Here is a 12,038-nt window from a genome sequence, read left to right as displayed (position 1 = left end):
AGTTTCTCTAGTTATAGTTAAGGCTCCTGCCTTATCCCTAATCTTCTTCCCTTTCACGATCGCATGGGCGAACCCAGTTCTCGAATCTCATACCGAGGGTAAGATCCATTTCAGAAAGGAGTGCTTTTATCTCATTAAGAGACTTACGACCAAAGTTTTTGGTCTTAAGCATTTCTTGATCTGACTTCTGTGCAAGATCACCGATGTAATTTATATCAGCATTTTTCAGACAGTTTGCGGATCGTACAGAAAGTTCGAGGTCTTCGACCGGTTTGTCCAGATATGGGTTGAGTGGTTCAATATCTGCGACGTCATCTTCTGTGTGAGCAGGTTCAGCCTGTTCTTCATCAAAATTGATAAAGATAGTCATCTGATCTTTTAAAATTTTGGCAGCGTAAGCAAGTGAATTTTCAGGCTTAACACTTCCGTCTGTCTCAATCTCAATGGTTAGCTTATCGTAATCTGTCTGCTGACCAACACGAGCTTGAGCTACATAGTATTGAATAGTTTTTACTGGTGTGAAAATAGCATCAATAGGGATCTGACCAATAGTCAGGTCATCCTTATTCTGTTTTTCAGCAGGTTGGTAACCTTTACCCCATTCAACAGTGAGCTCTGCTCTAAAATTGATGTCGCCGGTTAAATTACAAATTACCTGCTCAGGATTCATTACCTCAACAAAAGCAGACGCGCCTATATCGGCAGCAGTCACTTTTCCAGGGCCATTTTTTTCAATGACCACAACCTGAGAGTCCTCAGAGTTGAGTTTGAGTCTCACCTGCTTAACGTTAAGGATGATTTCACTCACATCTTCCATAACGTCTTTTAAGGTGGTGAACTCATGCAGGGCACCATCAATCTTTATTGTTGTAATTGCAGCGCCCTGGATCGATGACAGAAGTATTCTGCGCAATGAATTTCCGATAGTTGTCGCGAACCCCCGTTCAAGAGGCTGACAGACAAATTTACCATATGATTCGGTGTGCTTATCTCTGTCAACTTCAATCTTCTCAGGTTTGATCAGCTCGCGCCAGTTTCGGTAATACGGTATTTTTTCTTCGGCAGCTTGCGTCATATGTTCCTTCTTTGCGTTTCTGTTAGCTGTTTTCGTATGCGCCTGAGGAAAAGCCACAATTCAAACCCACTACAGGCGAACAATGTCGTCTCCCAGCGATGCTTTCCCGAACGCTGACAATAATAAACAGATGGCCCCAATAAATAGGACCATCTGCTACAAACTGTACTACTACTATTACTTGGAGTAAAGCTCGACGATGAGCTGCTCCTGAACAGGCATAGTAAGCTCTTCCCTGTTTGGAAGCGCTTTAACACTAGCCTTGTAATTGTCTTTGTCAAGCTCAAGCCAGGACGGTACACCCCTGCGGGCAACAGCATCAAGGTTTTCATTAATCTGAGTATTAGCCCGGCTCTTTTCTCTCAAGGTAATAACATCACCTTCTGAAATGAGAAAAGACGGAATGTCAACTCTGCGACCGTTGACCAGAATGTGTTTATGCCGTACAAGCTGTCTGGCCTGATCACGTGAGGATGCAAATCCACAGCGAAATACTGTGTTATCCAGTCGTCTTTCGAGAAGGATAAGCAGATTTTCACCTGTAACACCTTTCTGCATCTCAGCTTTTTCGAAAGTCAGTCGGAACTGGCCTTCGAGCATTCCGTACATTGCTTTTACTTTCTGCTTCTCGCGAAGCTGAACCGCGTAATCTGAAAGCTTCTTGAACCGTGCCTGTCCATGCTGACCAGGGCCGAATGCTCTGCGCTCAAAAGAGCACTTATCAGAGTAACATCGGTCACCCTTTAGATACAGTTTAAGATTTTCTCGCCTGCAACGACGGCATGCAGCGCCTATATTTCTAGCCAACTTAGGCCTCCATTATGAATAAAATTTTCGTATATCTCTTGAACGCGGTTATACGCGGCGACGCTTTGGAGGCTTGCAGCCGTTATGTGGAATCGGTGTGACATCATAAATTCTGCTCACCTCGAATCCTGTATTAATCAGCGCCCGTAGTGCAGCTTCACGACCTGGTCCAGGTCCTTTAACTTTCACTTCAACCTTACGCATTCCGCAATCGGCAGCCTTCTTGGCAGCATCAGCCACTGCGTTCTGGGCAGCAAAAGGAGTACTCTTACGAGAGCCTTTAAACCCAAGAACACCAGCACTACACCAAGAAACAACGTTACCCTGCCGGTCAGAGATGGTTACTATAGTATTATTGAACGTAGAGTAGATAAATACAATCCCCTCAGGGACATTCTTTTTCACTCTTTTTTTGTTTCGTGCCTCAGCACGCTTCGCTCCAGCCATATCTTACACCTGTTATATTGATCTATTATTTACGGCGTGCAGCCCCGCGACGAGGTCCTTTACGGGTACGTGCATTGGTTTTTGTCCTCTGACCGCGACAAGGAAGACTCATGCGGTGACGACGCCCTCTATAACAGCCAAGATCAGTGAGGCGCTTGATATCCATGGATACCTCGCGTCTTCGATCACCCTCTACAACGAATTCTTCTTCAATAACTTTACGAAGCCTATTGATGTCGTCGCCACCAAGATCATCACTGTTCATGGTGTATGGAAGATCTACTTTATCCAGTATCTTTCTCGCCGAAGTGATTCCGATACCGTGAATATAGGTCAAAGACCTATCTAAATGTTTGTTTTTGGGGAGGTCAACTCCAGCTAATCGTGCCAAAACCTATCTCCTAAAAGGAAGTGAATATTTAGCGTGAAAAGTTTGATTATCCCTGCCGCTGCTTATGCTTTTTAACCTTACAGGACACGCGTACAACTCCGTTACGCTTAAATACCTTACAGTCACTGCACATTTTTTTTACTGATGCACGCACTTTCATAATAATCAAACTCTCTATTTTTTCTTTTTGGCGTTCTTTGCCCTGAATGTGACTCGCCCCCTGGTGAGATCATACGGGGAAAGTTCTATTGTTACTCTATCTCCTGGTAAAATTTTAATGAAATGCATTCTCATTTTACCAGAAATGTGGGCAAGCACTTTATGTCCATTATCCAGCTCCACCCTAAACATTGCATTGGGTAGAGGCTCAATAATGGTTCCTTCAACTTCTATAGCTTCTTCTTTTGCCATGGAGGCTCCTGCAAAAAGTAGATTTCAACTCAAAAGCGGTCAATATAATACAATTCAAGTAAAAAGAGAAGTATTATTTTATTTTTAATCAACAGAACTTTTCACGTGAACTCAACACCAATGGGCCTTCTTCCGTAACTGCTACAGAATGCTCAAAATGTGCTGATGGCTTTTTGTCTGCTGTAATTACAGTCCAGCCATCACGTAAAACTTTCACCTTATAAGTACCGATGTTAACCATCGGTTCTATTGCAAGCACCATTCCTGCTAATAGCTTAGGAGAGCGCTCACCCTGATGAAAATTTGGAATTTCCGGTCCCTCATGCAAATCGGTACCGATTCCATGACCTACAAACTGCCTGACGATTGAGAAACCTTCTTTCTCAACATAGCCTTGTACAGCTTTTGAAATATCGGCAATCCGGTTACCCGGAACTACCTGCTCAATGGCTCTGTCAAGAGATTCTCGGGTTATATCCAGGAGTCTCTGCTTTTCAGAATCTATCTTACCTACGGGTATAGTAACTGCCGAGTCTCCGTAAAATCCTTTGTACTTGACACCAAAATCTACGGAAATAATATCACCTTTGCGCAGCTTGCGTTTCCTTGAAGGTATACCATGTACTACCTCCTCATTAACTGAAACACAGAGACTACCAGGGAATCCTCGATAACCCTTAAATGCAGGAATAGCATTCTTTTTACGACACAGATCCTCTGCTATTCTATCTAGTTCTAAAGTAGTGATACCCGGCTCCACCGACTTTATTACCAGACAGAGTGTTTCAGCAACAATCTGGTTCGCCTCCTGCATTATCATTATCTCATCATGATTCTTAATCACAATGGATTTTCCGCAACTTGGGTCTGCACAGTACACGTTTACTTCCTTCCGCGAATTTTGCCCTGCTTCATGAAGCCTTCGTAATTACGCATGTGCAGATGAGATTCGACTTGTGAAATAGTATCAATAGCAACACCTACAACAATCAGAAGTGCTGTCCCCCCAAAGTAGAACGGGATATTGAACTTTGAAATCATAATTGTAGGCAAAACACAGACAGCACTGAGGTAAATAGCACCCACAACAGTTAGTCGTGTAAGCACCTTGTCTATGAATTCGGCTGTTTTCTTGCCTGGACGGATACCAGGAACAAATCCACCATTTTTCTTTAGATTCTCAGCGACATCATCAGGTTTGAATGTTACCGCAGTATAAAAGAAACAAAAGAAAACGATCATCGCAGTATAGATCAGATAGTACCATACTGTGCCAGGTTGCAGAGCAGCAGACGCTCTCTGTACCCAGTCAACCTGGATAAACCCGCCAACTGTAGCAGGAAACATCATAAGTGATGATGCAAAAATTGGTGGAATAACGCCGGATACGTTAATTTTTAATGGTAAATGCGAGGACTGTCCACCATACACTCTTCGACCCACCACACGCTTTGCGTATTGGATAGGAATTCTTCGTTGCGACGTTTCACAAAAAACTATGATCGCAATTACTGCAACCATGAATACGAGTAACAGCGGTATAAAGAACATCGCGATCTCACCAGCTTTAACAAGCTGAATAGAGTTCACAATCGCAGCAGGTACACGAGCTACAATACCTGCGAAAATGATAAGGGAAATCCCATTGCCTATTCCCCGCTCGGTCATCTGTTCACCAAGCCACATTATAAATGCGGTTCCGGAAGTGAGCGTAAGCATAGTCATCAGCTTAAATTCAACACCAGGAATAAGGACAATTGCTTCGCCGCCAGGACCAGTCATGCCCTCAAGCCCGACAGCAATAAAAGTACCCTGAATGATACTAAGTAATACGGTACCATAACGGGTATATTGAGTTATCTTACGTTGTCCAGCCTGCCCATCTTTCTTCATTGCTTCAAGCTGCGGTATTACAACAGTAAGAAGCTGAATGATAATCGATGCACTAATATAGGGCATAATCCCTAATGCAAAGATAGAAAAGTTCTCAAGAGCACCACCAGAGAACATATTGAACATCCCAAAAAGGGTTCCGGCATTCTGGGCGAAAAAATTTGCGAGAGCTTCACTATTTATGCCTGGGGTAGGTATTTGAACACCCATCCTGTATACAGCAAGCATGATGATTGTGAAAAAGATCCGCTTTCGCAACTCCGGAATGTTAGCAGCACTCTGCAATCCACTCATTATAAATCCCTATGAACGATCCGTACAAACAAAAATCTGGCAACAAAGATAGAAACTGCTTCTTATTCAGAAACAGCTTCTACCAGAATTACTTCACCACCTGCGGCCTCAATAAGCTCTTTTGCCTTTCCGCTGATTTTCTCAACGTGTACTTTTACAGCTTTTGTAACAGTACCATTAGCAAGAACTTTGACCATTGCGCCCTTTTTAACCATGCCTGCCTCTATAAGAGCGGCTGTGGTAATAACCTCAGCACCCTCGAAGGATTCAAGCTGGTCGAGAGAAACAAGGACATATTCTTTTTTGAATATGTTATTGAATCCTCTTTTTGGGAGACGGCGCTGAAGCGGCATCTGACCACCCTCAAAACCCGGCTTGATACCAGATCCTGAACGGGATTTAAAACCTTTGTGACCACGACCGGCAGTTTTGCCGTGTCCTGTACCCGGTCCCCTACCAAGCCGTTTTCTCTGCTTAGTAGAACCTTTTTGAGGAGAAAGATTACTTAAATTTAACATGTTATGCCTCCTCAATCCGGACGAGATGTTGTACTTTTCCGAGCATACCTCTCAGCTCGCGAGTATCTTTCCGGGTTATAGTCTTATTCATTTTGGTAAGCCCAAGCCCGATCAATGTGGCGCGTATCTTCTGAGTACTACCTATGCCACTTTTGACCAGAGTAAATGTAATTGTCTCGGCCATCTGACTACCTTCTCTCTAGGAAATTTGAAATCAAGCGTTCGATGAAATTATTGAACCCAACGAACGCTAATAATTATGCAGTAATTTCTTCTACTGTTTTTCCGCGTAAATCTGCAATGGTCTGGGCAGAACGGATACTACGAAGTCCGTCCAAAGTGGCCTTAACCATATTATGCGGATTGTGCGATCCAAGACATTTTGTCAGGATGTTATGAACACCCGCTGCCTCAAGTACCGCACGAACAGGACCACCAGCGATTAGACCGGTACCTGCAGACGCTGGCTTAAGTAAAACGCGACCCGCTCCATATTTTCCAATAATCTCATGTGGAATCGAAACATCGGTTAACGGAACTAATGTCATGTCTTTTCGTGCGCGCTCTACACCTTTACGGATTGCCTCGGGTACCTGGTTCGCTTTTCCAAGACCGTAACCGACTTTTCCATTACCATCGCCAACAACAACGATTGCACTAAAGGAAAAACGTCTACCGCCTTTAACGACTTTAGCTACCCTGTTGATAAATACGATCTTTTCGATCAGTTCCTCAGTATTCTCTGCTTTGGAACGTTTGAAATCAGACAAGGGACACCCCCATATGTTTTTGTAACTTTAAAATTTCAGACCGCCTTCCCGGGCACCTTCTGAAAGCGATTTAACACGTCCATGGTATATATAACCACCACGATCGAAAACAACCTGCTCAACACCGGCTGCTTTGGCCCGTTCAGCGATTTTCAATCCAACAACTTTGGCGTCGCCTGTTTTACCTTTTTCTTCACCAGCCGAAAACTCTTTGTCAACAGTTGACATGGTGGCAAGGGTACGGCCTGCTGAGTCATCGATTATCTGAGCGTATATATGCTTATTGCTTTTGAAAACTCTAAGACGTGGTCGCTCACTAGTACCTTTGATCTTTTTCCGAATTCTACGGACACGTTTTGCTTTCGCAACTGTCCTGGGATTCGTCTTAGCCATAGTTCTATTCCGTTATATTATTTTACCTGCAACGACTAACGTTACGAGAAATTATCTTGCGCCAGCCTTACCGACTTTACGTACAATATGCTCGTCTTCATAACGAATACCTTTACCCTTGTATGGCTCTGGCTTTCGTATTTGACGAATCTGGGCTGCAGTTAGTCCGAGAAGTTCTTTATCAATTGATTCGAGTACTATCTTGTTGGCACCTTCAATGGTAGCATTAACAGCTTTAGGTAAAGCATATTCTACCGGATTTGAATAACCTACATTGAGGGTCAGGTTAGACCCAGCAACGTTGGCTTTATAACCAACACCTTCAATAACCAAAACTTTTTTGAAACCATCAACAACACCAATAACCATGTTATTGACAAGGCTGCGGAACAGGCCTCTGAATGCAGCTGTTTGTCTGCCTTCATCACGACCGTTCACTAATATTTCATTGTCCTGAACAACAACTTCGATTTCAGGACGAACTTCCATTTCCAAAGTTCCTTTACCACCTGTAACTGTGACATGCTGACCTTTGATGTCAACTTTCACTCCAGCGGGAACAGAAATTGGTTGTTTACCAATACGAGACATAGTTACCTCCGTAATCTGCGAGTCTTACCAAACCTCGCAAATGATCTCCCCACCAGTGTTCAGGGTCCTTGCTGTTTTATCAGTGATGATGCCTTTAGACGTCGAAACAATCGATACCCCAAGTCCGGTGAGGACTTTAGGGATTGCTCCAGCCTTAGCATATTTCCGAAGACCTGGTTTACTGACCCTTTTGATTCCCCTAATTACAGGTTCACCATCCGGTCCGTATTTCAGGGTAATTGTCAGGACACCCTGAACTCCTGAATCCGAAACCTTATAATCGGTGATGAAGCCTTCCTCTTTAAGGACTTTAGCAACGTTTACTTTAACGTTGGACTTCGGCATGTCAACGGTATCAAATTTAACCATTACTGCGTTACGTATCCTGGTCAGCATGTCTGCCAGGGGATCGCTCATAGACATAGCGAACACTCCTTATTCTGTATAAGTTTCTACAAATCTAACAAAGAAAATTGACCAAGTTTACCAGCTTGACTTAGTCACGCCAGTAACCTGACCACTCGATGCCAGTTTGCGGAAGCAAATTCTGCAAATTCCGAATTTTCTTATGAATGCACGTGGACGTCCGCACAATGGACATCTATTATACTTTCGCACGCCAAACTTAGGTTTGCGTTGTGCCTTAGCAATGATGGATTTCTTAGCCAAAACGACCTCCAGATTATCTCATTTATTCTCAGTATGAACTAGTATACCGACTATTATTTTCTAAAAGGCATTCCCATCGTTTTAAGAAGGAAACGGGCTTCGTCGTCAGTTTTGGCTGAGGTTACGATAGTGATATTCAAGCCTTTAATCTTGTCAATCTTATCGTAATCGATCTCCGGAAAGATGATCTGCTCTTTGACACCCATGGAAAAGTTGCCTCTACCATCAAATGTTTTCGGAGAAAGACCACGGAAGTCACGTACACGCGGTAAGGCGATATTGACAAGCTTGCTGAAAAAATCGAACATTCTATCGCCACGCAGAGTAACTCGGCAACCAATAGGCATGCCTTCGCGAAGTTTAAATGTAGCAATGGATTTTTTAGCTTTGGTAACAACCGCTTTTTGTCCGGCTATTTTGGTCAATTCGTCAGCCGCACCTTCTACTATTTTTGGGTTCTGGACTGCTTCGCCCAAACCCATATTGAGAACTATTTTCTCAATTTTAGGAAGCTGCATGGCATTTTTATAGCCAAATTCCTCTTTGAGTGCCGGAATGGCCTCATTTATATATAAATCTTTCAGCGCACCCATGTATAACTCCTAGCGTAAGCCTTATCTTTTCTATGATTTCTTCTCGATGGATTCGCCGCAACTTTTGCAGAAGCGAACCTTCGTTCCATCTTCGAGAGTCTTCTTCCCTATGCGACCAGTCTTGGTACATTCAGGACAGATAAGCTGAAGATTGGATGTATGAATCGGCGCCTCTCTTTCTACAATCTGACCTTGCTGATTCATCTCGGTCGGTTTTGTGTGGCGTTTTATCATATTAATGCGTTCGACAATCGCCTGACTCTTGGCCGGAATAACGTTAAGAACTTTACCAACTCGTCCTTTATCTTTACCGGCAATTACTTCAACCTGATCATCTTTTTTCAGGTATGTTCTACCCTGTCTCATTTTCAATACCTTTATTCTGTCGATGTATCTCAATGTCGAGAACTATTTACAATAGGTTAAAGTACTTCAGGGGCCAATGAAATAATTTTCATAAATCCCTGATTTCTCAGTTCTCGTGCAACCGGGCCAAAGATACGTGTACCTACTGGCTCACCGGATCCGGAAAGGATGACAGCTGCATTTTCATCGAATTTTACCCATGTATCATCCATACGCTTCATCTCTTTAGCGGTACGAACAATAACAGCTTTCATCACATCACCTTTCTTTACTTTGGCGTGCGGAATAGCTTCTTTAACTGCAACCGTAATAATATCTCCAATACCGGCGTAGCGCCTTTTGGAGCCACCAAGTACCTTGATACACAGGACCTTTTTGGCACCTGAATTATCAGCGACATTGAGTACTGTTTCTGTTTGAATCATAATTTCACCTGATATCTCATCTGTAACGTTCTTATGAATCTCTCACAGTTGAGAGTCAATTAAACGGCCTGTTCCAATATTGTTTTTACGCGCCACCGCTTCTTCTTACTCAGTGGACGACATTCCTCAATTAGAACAGTGTCACCTATGTTGCAGCTGTTTTCAGGATCATCAGCCAGGTACTTGACACTAGTTTTAACGTATTTGCCATACAGTTTGTGACGAACCCTGCGCTCGACCCTGACGACAACACTCTTTTCCATTCTGTTGCTTACAACAGAACCGGTTCTTGTCTTTCTGGACTTTGTATTTTCACTCATAATTTAATCAATTCGTGATGTTTATATGCGAGGATGGTAACCATATTTAAATTTTTCCAAGTCGCTGCTTAATTAGCAGCGACTTCACTCTTAATGGTCTGGATCCTGGCAATATCTTTTCTAATTTTTTTCAAACGTGAGCTGTCTTCAAGAGGCCTGATACGATGCTGAAAAGAAAGATTACCCAACTCTTCGTGCAACTCATTCTCTTTTTTGATCAATTCTTCTTCGGACATTTTACGAATGTCTTCAGCTTTCATAAAGTGTTCCTCCTTGCGATCACTTTAGTCGCAAACGGCAGCTTATTGCCTGCGAGTTCAAGTGCTCTCATAGCAAGTTTTTCATCTACACCGGAAACTTCATAAAGAATTTTACCGGGTTTAACTGGAGCAACCCAATGATCAGGGCTACCTTTACCTTTACCCATTCGAGTTTCGGCTGGCTTCTTCGTGATGGGCTTGTCAGGGAATACACGAATCCAGACTTTTCCGCCACGTTTCATTGTTCTATTAATCGTAATACGTGCAGCTTCTATCTGCTGAGCAGTCATTTTACCGCACTGAACAGCTTTCAAGGCGTATTCACCGAAGGATATGGAGGAGCCGCGATAAGCGGTACCTGTCATCCGACCCTTGAATACCTTTCTATGCTTTACCTTTCTTGGACTTAACATCATTTACTCCAGATAATAATTTACGTAAGGGGGATAAACGATCAGCCCGATTATGCAACCGGCGCTTCCTTCTCGTTTAATACCTCACCTTTGAATATCCAGACCTTAACCCCGATAATACCATAAGTGGTATTCGCTTCGGCAAGGGCATAATCAACATCAGCGCGTAAAGTGTGCAACGGTACACGTCCTTCACGTACCCACTCACATCTTGACATTTCTGCTCCACCAAGTCTTCCTGAACAGGAAATCTTAATACCCTGTACACCAAAGCGAAGTGCAGAATTGACAGCTTTTTTCATCGCTCGACGAAAAGCGACACGACGAACGAGTTGAGATGCAATGTTCTCTGCCACAAGCTGAGCGTCAGCTTCAGGACGTCTAACTTCCTGAATATCGAGAGTGACTTTGCGACCTACGAGTCTTTCGAGATCCCGTTTAAGAATTTCGATCTCTGAACCTTTCTTACCAATCACGATACCTGGTCTGGCAGTAAAGAGCTTAGCTCGTACTTTCTCTCCGGTGCGCTCAATAATAATTCTTGAAAGACCAGCGTGATTCAGACGTTTCTTGAGAAACTTTCTGATTTTCTGATCTTCAAGAAGATAGGACGCATACTCTTTATCTGCATACCAGATTGAGTCCCAGGTCCGGGTAATGTTCAGTCTTAGTCCTAATGGATTTACCTTCTGGCCCAAAACAATCCTCCAAAGAGTGCTTATTCAGTTATTATTCATTCTCATCAAGAACAACCGTTATATGGCTGGTTCTCTTGATGATACCGGTTGCCCGTCCCATTGCTCGCGGACGAATCCTTTTCAGTGAAGGGCCACCATCGATGGTAATCTTTTTGATAAAGAGATTATCGATATCAGCCTGATCATCCTGGGTTGCATTGGCTACTGCAGACTCGATTACCTTTCGCAGGATTACCGCACCTTTTTTCGGCATAAACCGAAGTGTAGTAATTGCCTGGTCTACGTTCATGCCTCTGACCACGTCTGCAACCAGTCGGGCCTTCTGTGGGGATATTCTAATATATTTCCCTACGGCTCGTGCTTCCATAGTATGTACTCCCAATGAGTCGTACCAGAAACTTTGATGTTTCTAAATTATTTTTTACCCTTCTTATCAGAAGCGTGTCCATAGTAAGTTCTGGTCGGAGAAAATTCGCCGAGCTTGTGCCCTACCATATTTTCTGAAACAAAGACAGGGATGAATTTTTTACCGTTGTGTACTGCAAAGGTAAGGCCAACCATTTCCGGGGAAATATCTGATCTCCGGGACCAGGTTTTAATAACCTTCCTGGATCCAGAATCGTTAGCTTGAACAACCTTTTTCATAAGGTGGTCATCAATAAAGGGACCCTTTTTAATCGAACGGGACATGCTTTACTCCTTGT

General features: G+C 43.3%; 24 protein-coding genes. All 24 read right to left on the bottom strand.

Translation table 11 applies throughout. The features are described 5' to 3' along the window. Positions 1–37: 37 nt before the first annotated feature. On the bottom strand, positions 38–1,075 hold the full coding sequence (locus FCL46_RS02300) for a DNA-directed RNA polymerase subunit alpha (RefSeq protein WP_136810598.1): 1,038 nt from the start codon (positions 1,073–1,075) through the stop codon (positions 38–40). A 177-nt stretch (positions 1,076–1,252) separates the two neighbouring features. Further along, complete coding sequence (rpsD, locus tag FCL46_RS02295) at positions 1,253–1,882, bottom strand: 30S ribosomal protein S4 (RefSeq protein WP_136810597.1); 630 nt, start codon at positions 1,880–1,882, stop codon at positions 1,253–1,255. Between the two features lie 48 nt (positions 1,883–1,930). Then, a complete protein-coding gene (gene rpsK / locus FCL46_RS02290; RefSeq protein WP_136810596.1) occupies positions 1,931–2,329 on the bottom strand; it encodes a 30S ribosomal protein S11 in 399 nt (132 codons plus the stop codon). Between the two features lie 25 nt (positions 2,330–2,354). After that, positions 2,355–2,720 (bottom strand): 30S ribosomal protein S13, encoded by a 366-nt coding sequence (gene rpsM / locus FCL46_RS02285; RefSeq protein ID WP_136810595.1) that lies wholly within the window; start codon positions 2,718–2,720, stop codon positions 2,355–2,357. 46 nt (positions 2,721–2,766) lie between these two features. After that, complete coding sequence (gene rpmJ, locus FCL46_RS02280; RefSeq protein ID WP_136810594.1) at positions 2,767–2,880, bottom strand: 50S ribosomal protein L36; 114 nt, start codon at positions 2,878–2,880, stop codon at positions 2,767–2,769. Positions 2,881–2,894: 14 nt separating this feature from the next. Further along, on the bottom strand, positions 2,895–3,131 hold the full coding sequence (gene infA, locus FCL46_RS02275; protein ID WP_035234762.1) for a translation initiation factor IF-1: 237 nt from the start codon (positions 3,129–3,131) through the stop codon (positions 2,895–2,897). A gap of 88 nt (positions 3,132–3,219) precedes the next feature. Further along, positions 3,220–3,945, bottom strand: a complete 726-nt coding sequence (map, locus tag FCL46_RS02270) for a type I methionyl aminopeptidase (RefSeq protein ID WP_267313773.1) — start codon at positions 3,943–3,945, stop codon at positions 3,220–3,222. A 68-nt stretch (positions 3,946–4,013) separates the two neighbouring features. Beyond that, complete coding sequence (gene secY, locus FCL46_RS02265; RefSeq protein ID WP_136810593.1) at positions 4,014–5,318, bottom strand: preprotein translocase subunit SecY; 1,305 nt, start codon at positions 5,316–5,318, stop codon at positions 4,014–4,016. Between the two features lie 62 nt (positions 5,319–5,380). Beyond that, the gene (gene rplO, locus FCL46_RS02260) at positions 5,381–5,836 is read right to left on the bottom strand and encodes a 50S ribosomal protein L15 (RefSeq protein WP_136810592.1); all 456 of its coding nucleotides are present in this window, start codon (positions 5,834–5,836) and stop codon (positions 5,381–5,383) included. Position 5,837: 1 nt separating this feature from the next. After that, positions 5,838–6,020: a 50S ribosomal protein L30 gene (rpmD, locus tag FCL46_RS02255; RefSeq protein WP_136810591.1), complete on the bottom strand. Its 183-nt coding sequence runs from the start codon at positions 6,018–6,020 to the stop codon at positions 5,838–5,840. Between the two features lie 73 nt (positions 6,021–6,093). After that, entirely contained in the window at positions 6,094–6,606 is a 513-nt protein-coding gene (gene rpsE, locus FCL46_RS02250) for a 30S ribosomal protein S5 (RefSeq protein WP_136810590.1), read from the bottom strand. Between the two features lie 27 nt (positions 6,607–6,633). Next, positions 6,634–6,999 (bottom strand): 50S ribosomal protein L18, encoded by a 366-nt coding sequence (gene rplR, locus FCL46_RS02245; RefSeq protein WP_136810589.1) that lies wholly within the window; start codon positions 6,997–6,999, stop codon positions 6,634–6,636. Between the two features lie 51 nt (positions 7,000–7,050). Beyond that, a complete protein-coding gene (rplF, locus tag FCL46_RS02240; RefSeq protein WP_136810588.1) occupies positions 7,051–7,590 on the bottom strand; it encodes a 50S ribosomal protein L6 in 540 nt (179 codons plus the stop codon). Between the two features lie 24 nt (positions 7,591–7,614). Further along, positions 7,615–8,013: a 30S ribosomal protein S8 gene (rpsH, locus tag FCL46_RS02235; protein WP_136810587.1), complete on the bottom strand. Its 399-nt coding sequence runs from the start codon at positions 8,011–8,013 to the stop codon at positions 7,615–7,617. A gap of 60 nt (positions 8,014–8,073) precedes the next feature. Further along, the gene (locus tag FCL46_RS02230; protein ID WP_136810586.1) at positions 8,074–8,259 is read right to left on the bottom strand and encodes a type Z 30S ribosomal protein S14; all 186 of its coding nucleotides are present in this window, start codon (positions 8,257–8,259) and stop codon (positions 8,074–8,076) included. 53 nt (positions 8,260–8,312) lie between these two features. Further along, complete coding sequence (rplE, locus tag FCL46_RS02225) at positions 8,313–8,852, bottom strand: 50S ribosomal protein L5 (RefSeq protein WP_136810585.1); 540 nt, start codon at positions 8,850–8,852, stop codon at positions 8,313–8,315. A gap of 30 nt (positions 8,853–8,882) precedes the next feature. Continuing rightward, positions 8,883–9,218: a 50S ribosomal protein L24 gene (gene rplX / locus FCL46_RS02220; protein WP_136810584.1), complete on the bottom strand. Its 336-nt coding sequence runs from the start codon at positions 9,216–9,218 to the stop codon at positions 8,883–8,885. 56 nt (positions 9,219–9,274) lie between these two features. Then, the gene (rplN, locus tag FCL46_RS02215; protein WP_136810583.1) at positions 9,275–9,643 is read right to left on the bottom strand and encodes a 50S ribosomal protein L14; all 369 of its coding nucleotides are present in this window, start codon (positions 9,641–9,643) and stop codon (positions 9,275–9,277) included. 59 nt (positions 9,644–9,702) lie between these two features. Further along, positions 9,703–9,963: a 30S ribosomal protein S17 gene (gene rpsQ, locus FCL46_RS02210; protein WP_136810582.1), complete on the bottom strand. Its 261-nt coding sequence runs from the start codon at positions 9,961–9,963 to the stop codon at positions 9,703–9,705. A gap of 68 nt (positions 9,964–10,031) precedes the next feature. After that, complete coding sequence (gene rpmC, locus FCL46_RS02205) at positions 10,032–10,223, bottom strand: 50S ribosomal protein L29 (protein ID WP_136810581.1); 192 nt, start codon at positions 10,221–10,223, stop codon at positions 10,032–10,034. Beyond that, a complete protein-coding gene (gene rplP, locus FCL46_RS02200; RefSeq protein ID WP_136810612.1) occupies positions 10,220–10,636 on the bottom strand; it encodes a 50S ribosomal protein L16 in 417 nt (138 codons plus the stop codon). The genes rpmC and rplP overlap by 4 nt, the downstream gene beginning before the upstream one ends. A gap of 50 nt (positions 10,637–10,686) precedes the next feature. Then, positions 10,687–11,334: a 30S ribosomal protein S3 gene (gene rpsC, locus FCL46_RS02195; protein WP_136810580.1), complete on the bottom strand. Its 648-nt coding sequence runs from the start codon at positions 11,332–11,334 to the stop codon at positions 10,687–10,689. A gap of 31 nt (positions 11,335–11,365) precedes the next feature. Continuing rightward, the gene (rplV, locus tag FCL46_RS02190) at positions 11,366–11,701 is read right to left on the bottom strand and encodes a 50S ribosomal protein L22 (protein ID WP_136810579.1); all 336 of its coding nucleotides are present in this window, start codon (positions 11,699–11,701) and stop codon (positions 11,366–11,368) included. 47 nt (positions 11,702–11,748) lie between these two features. After that, positions 11,749–12,024 carry a 30S ribosomal protein S19 gene (gene rpsS / locus FCL46_RS02185; protein ID WP_136810578.1) on the bottom strand — a complete coding sequence of 92 codons (276 nt, stop codon included), beginning with the start codon at positions 12,022–12,024 and terminating at the stop codon, positions 11,749–11,751. Between the last annotated feature and the right edge of the window lie 14 nt (positions 12,025–12,038).

It is taken from the genome of Desulfosediminicola flagellatus (assembly GCF_005116655.2).
GTDB lineage: Bacteria > Desulfobacterota > Desulfobulbia > Desulfobulbales > Desulfocapsaceae > Desulfopila > Desulfopila flagellata.
Note: the sequence above shows the minus strand (reverse complement) of the source record. Positions and strands in the feature narration are given on the sequence as shown.

What these genes read in the sequence shown, in the direction of transcription:
- FCL46_RS02300 (WP_136810598.1), bottom strand. Translation starts at nt 1,075, where the DNA reads ATGACGCAAGCTGCCGAAGAAAAAATACCGTATTACCGAAACTGGCGC.
- rpsK (WP_136810596.1), bottom strand. Translation starts at nt 2,329, where the DNA reads ATGGCTGGAGCGAAGCGTGCTGAGGCACGAAACAAAAAAAGAGTGAAA.
- rpmJ (WP_136810594.1), bottom strand. Translation starts at nt 2,880, where the DNA reads ATGAAAGTGCGTGCATCAGTAAAAAAAATGTGCAGTGACTGTAAGGTA.
- infA (WP_035234762.1), bottom strand. Translation starts at nt 3,131, where the DNA reads ATGGCAAAAGAAGAAGCTATAGAAGTTGAAGGAACCATTATTGAGCCT.
- map (WP_267313773.1), bottom strand. Translation starts at nt 3,945, where the DNA reads ATGCAGGAGGCGAACCAGATTGTTGCTGAAACACTCTGTCTGGTAATA.
- secY (WP_136810593.1), bottom strand. Translation starts at nt 5,318, where the DNA reads ATGAGTGGATTGCAGAGTGCTGCTAACATTCCGGAGTTGCGAAAGCGG.
- rplO (WP_136810592.1), bottom strand. Translation starts at nt 5,836, where the DNA reads ATGTTAAATTTAAGTAATCTTTCTCCTCAAAAAGGTTCTACTAAGCAG.
- rpmD (WP_136810591.1), bottom strand. Translation starts at nt 6,020, where the DNA reads ATGGCCGAGACAATTACATTTACTCTGGTCAAAAGTGGCATAGGTAGT.
- rplR (WP_136810589.1), bottom strand. Translation starts at nt 6,999, where the DNA reads ATGGCTAAGACGAATCCCAGGACAGTTGCGAAAGCAAAACGTGTCCGT.
- rplF (WP_136810588.1), bottom strand. Translation starts at nt 7,590, where the DNA reads ATGTCTCGTATTGGTAAACAACCAATTTCTGTTCCCGCTGGAGTGAAA.
- rpsH (WP_136810587.1), bottom strand. Translation starts at nt 8,013, where the DNA reads ATGTCTATGAGCGATCCCCTGGCAGACATGCTGACCAGGATACGTAAC.
- rplE (WP_136810585.1), bottom strand. Translation starts at nt 8,852, where the DNA reads ATGGGTGCGCTGAAAGATTTATATATAAATGAGGCCATTCCGGCACTC.
- rplX (WP_136810584.1), bottom strand. Translation starts at nt 9,218, where the DNA reads ATGAGACAGGGTAGAACATACCTGAAAAAAGATGATCAGGTTGAAGTA.
- rplN (WP_136810583.1), bottom strand. Translation starts at nt 9,643, where the DNA reads ATGATTCAAACAGAAACAGTACTCAATGTCGCTGATAATTCAGGTGCC.
- rpsQ (WP_136810582.1), bottom strand. Translation starts at nt 9,963, where the DNA reads ATGAGTGAAAATACAAAGTCCAGAAAGACAAGAACCGGTTCTGTTGTA.
- rpmC (WP_136810581.1), bottom strand. Translation starts at nt 10,223, where the DNA reads ATGAAAGCTGAAGACATTCGTAAAATGTCCGAAGAAGAATTGATCAAA.
- rplP (WP_136810612.1), bottom strand. Translation starts at nt 10,636, where the DNA reads ATGTTAAGTCCAAGAAAGGTAAAGCATAGAAAGGTATTCAAGGGTCGG.
- rplV (WP_136810579.1), bottom strand. Translation starts at nt 11,701, where the DNA reads ATGGAAGCACGAGCCGTAGGGAAATATATTAGAATATCCCCACAGAAG.
- rpsS (WP_136810578.1), bottom strand. Translation starts at nt 12,024, where the DNA reads ATGTCCCGTTCGATTAAAAAGGGTCCCTTTATTGATGACCACCTTATG.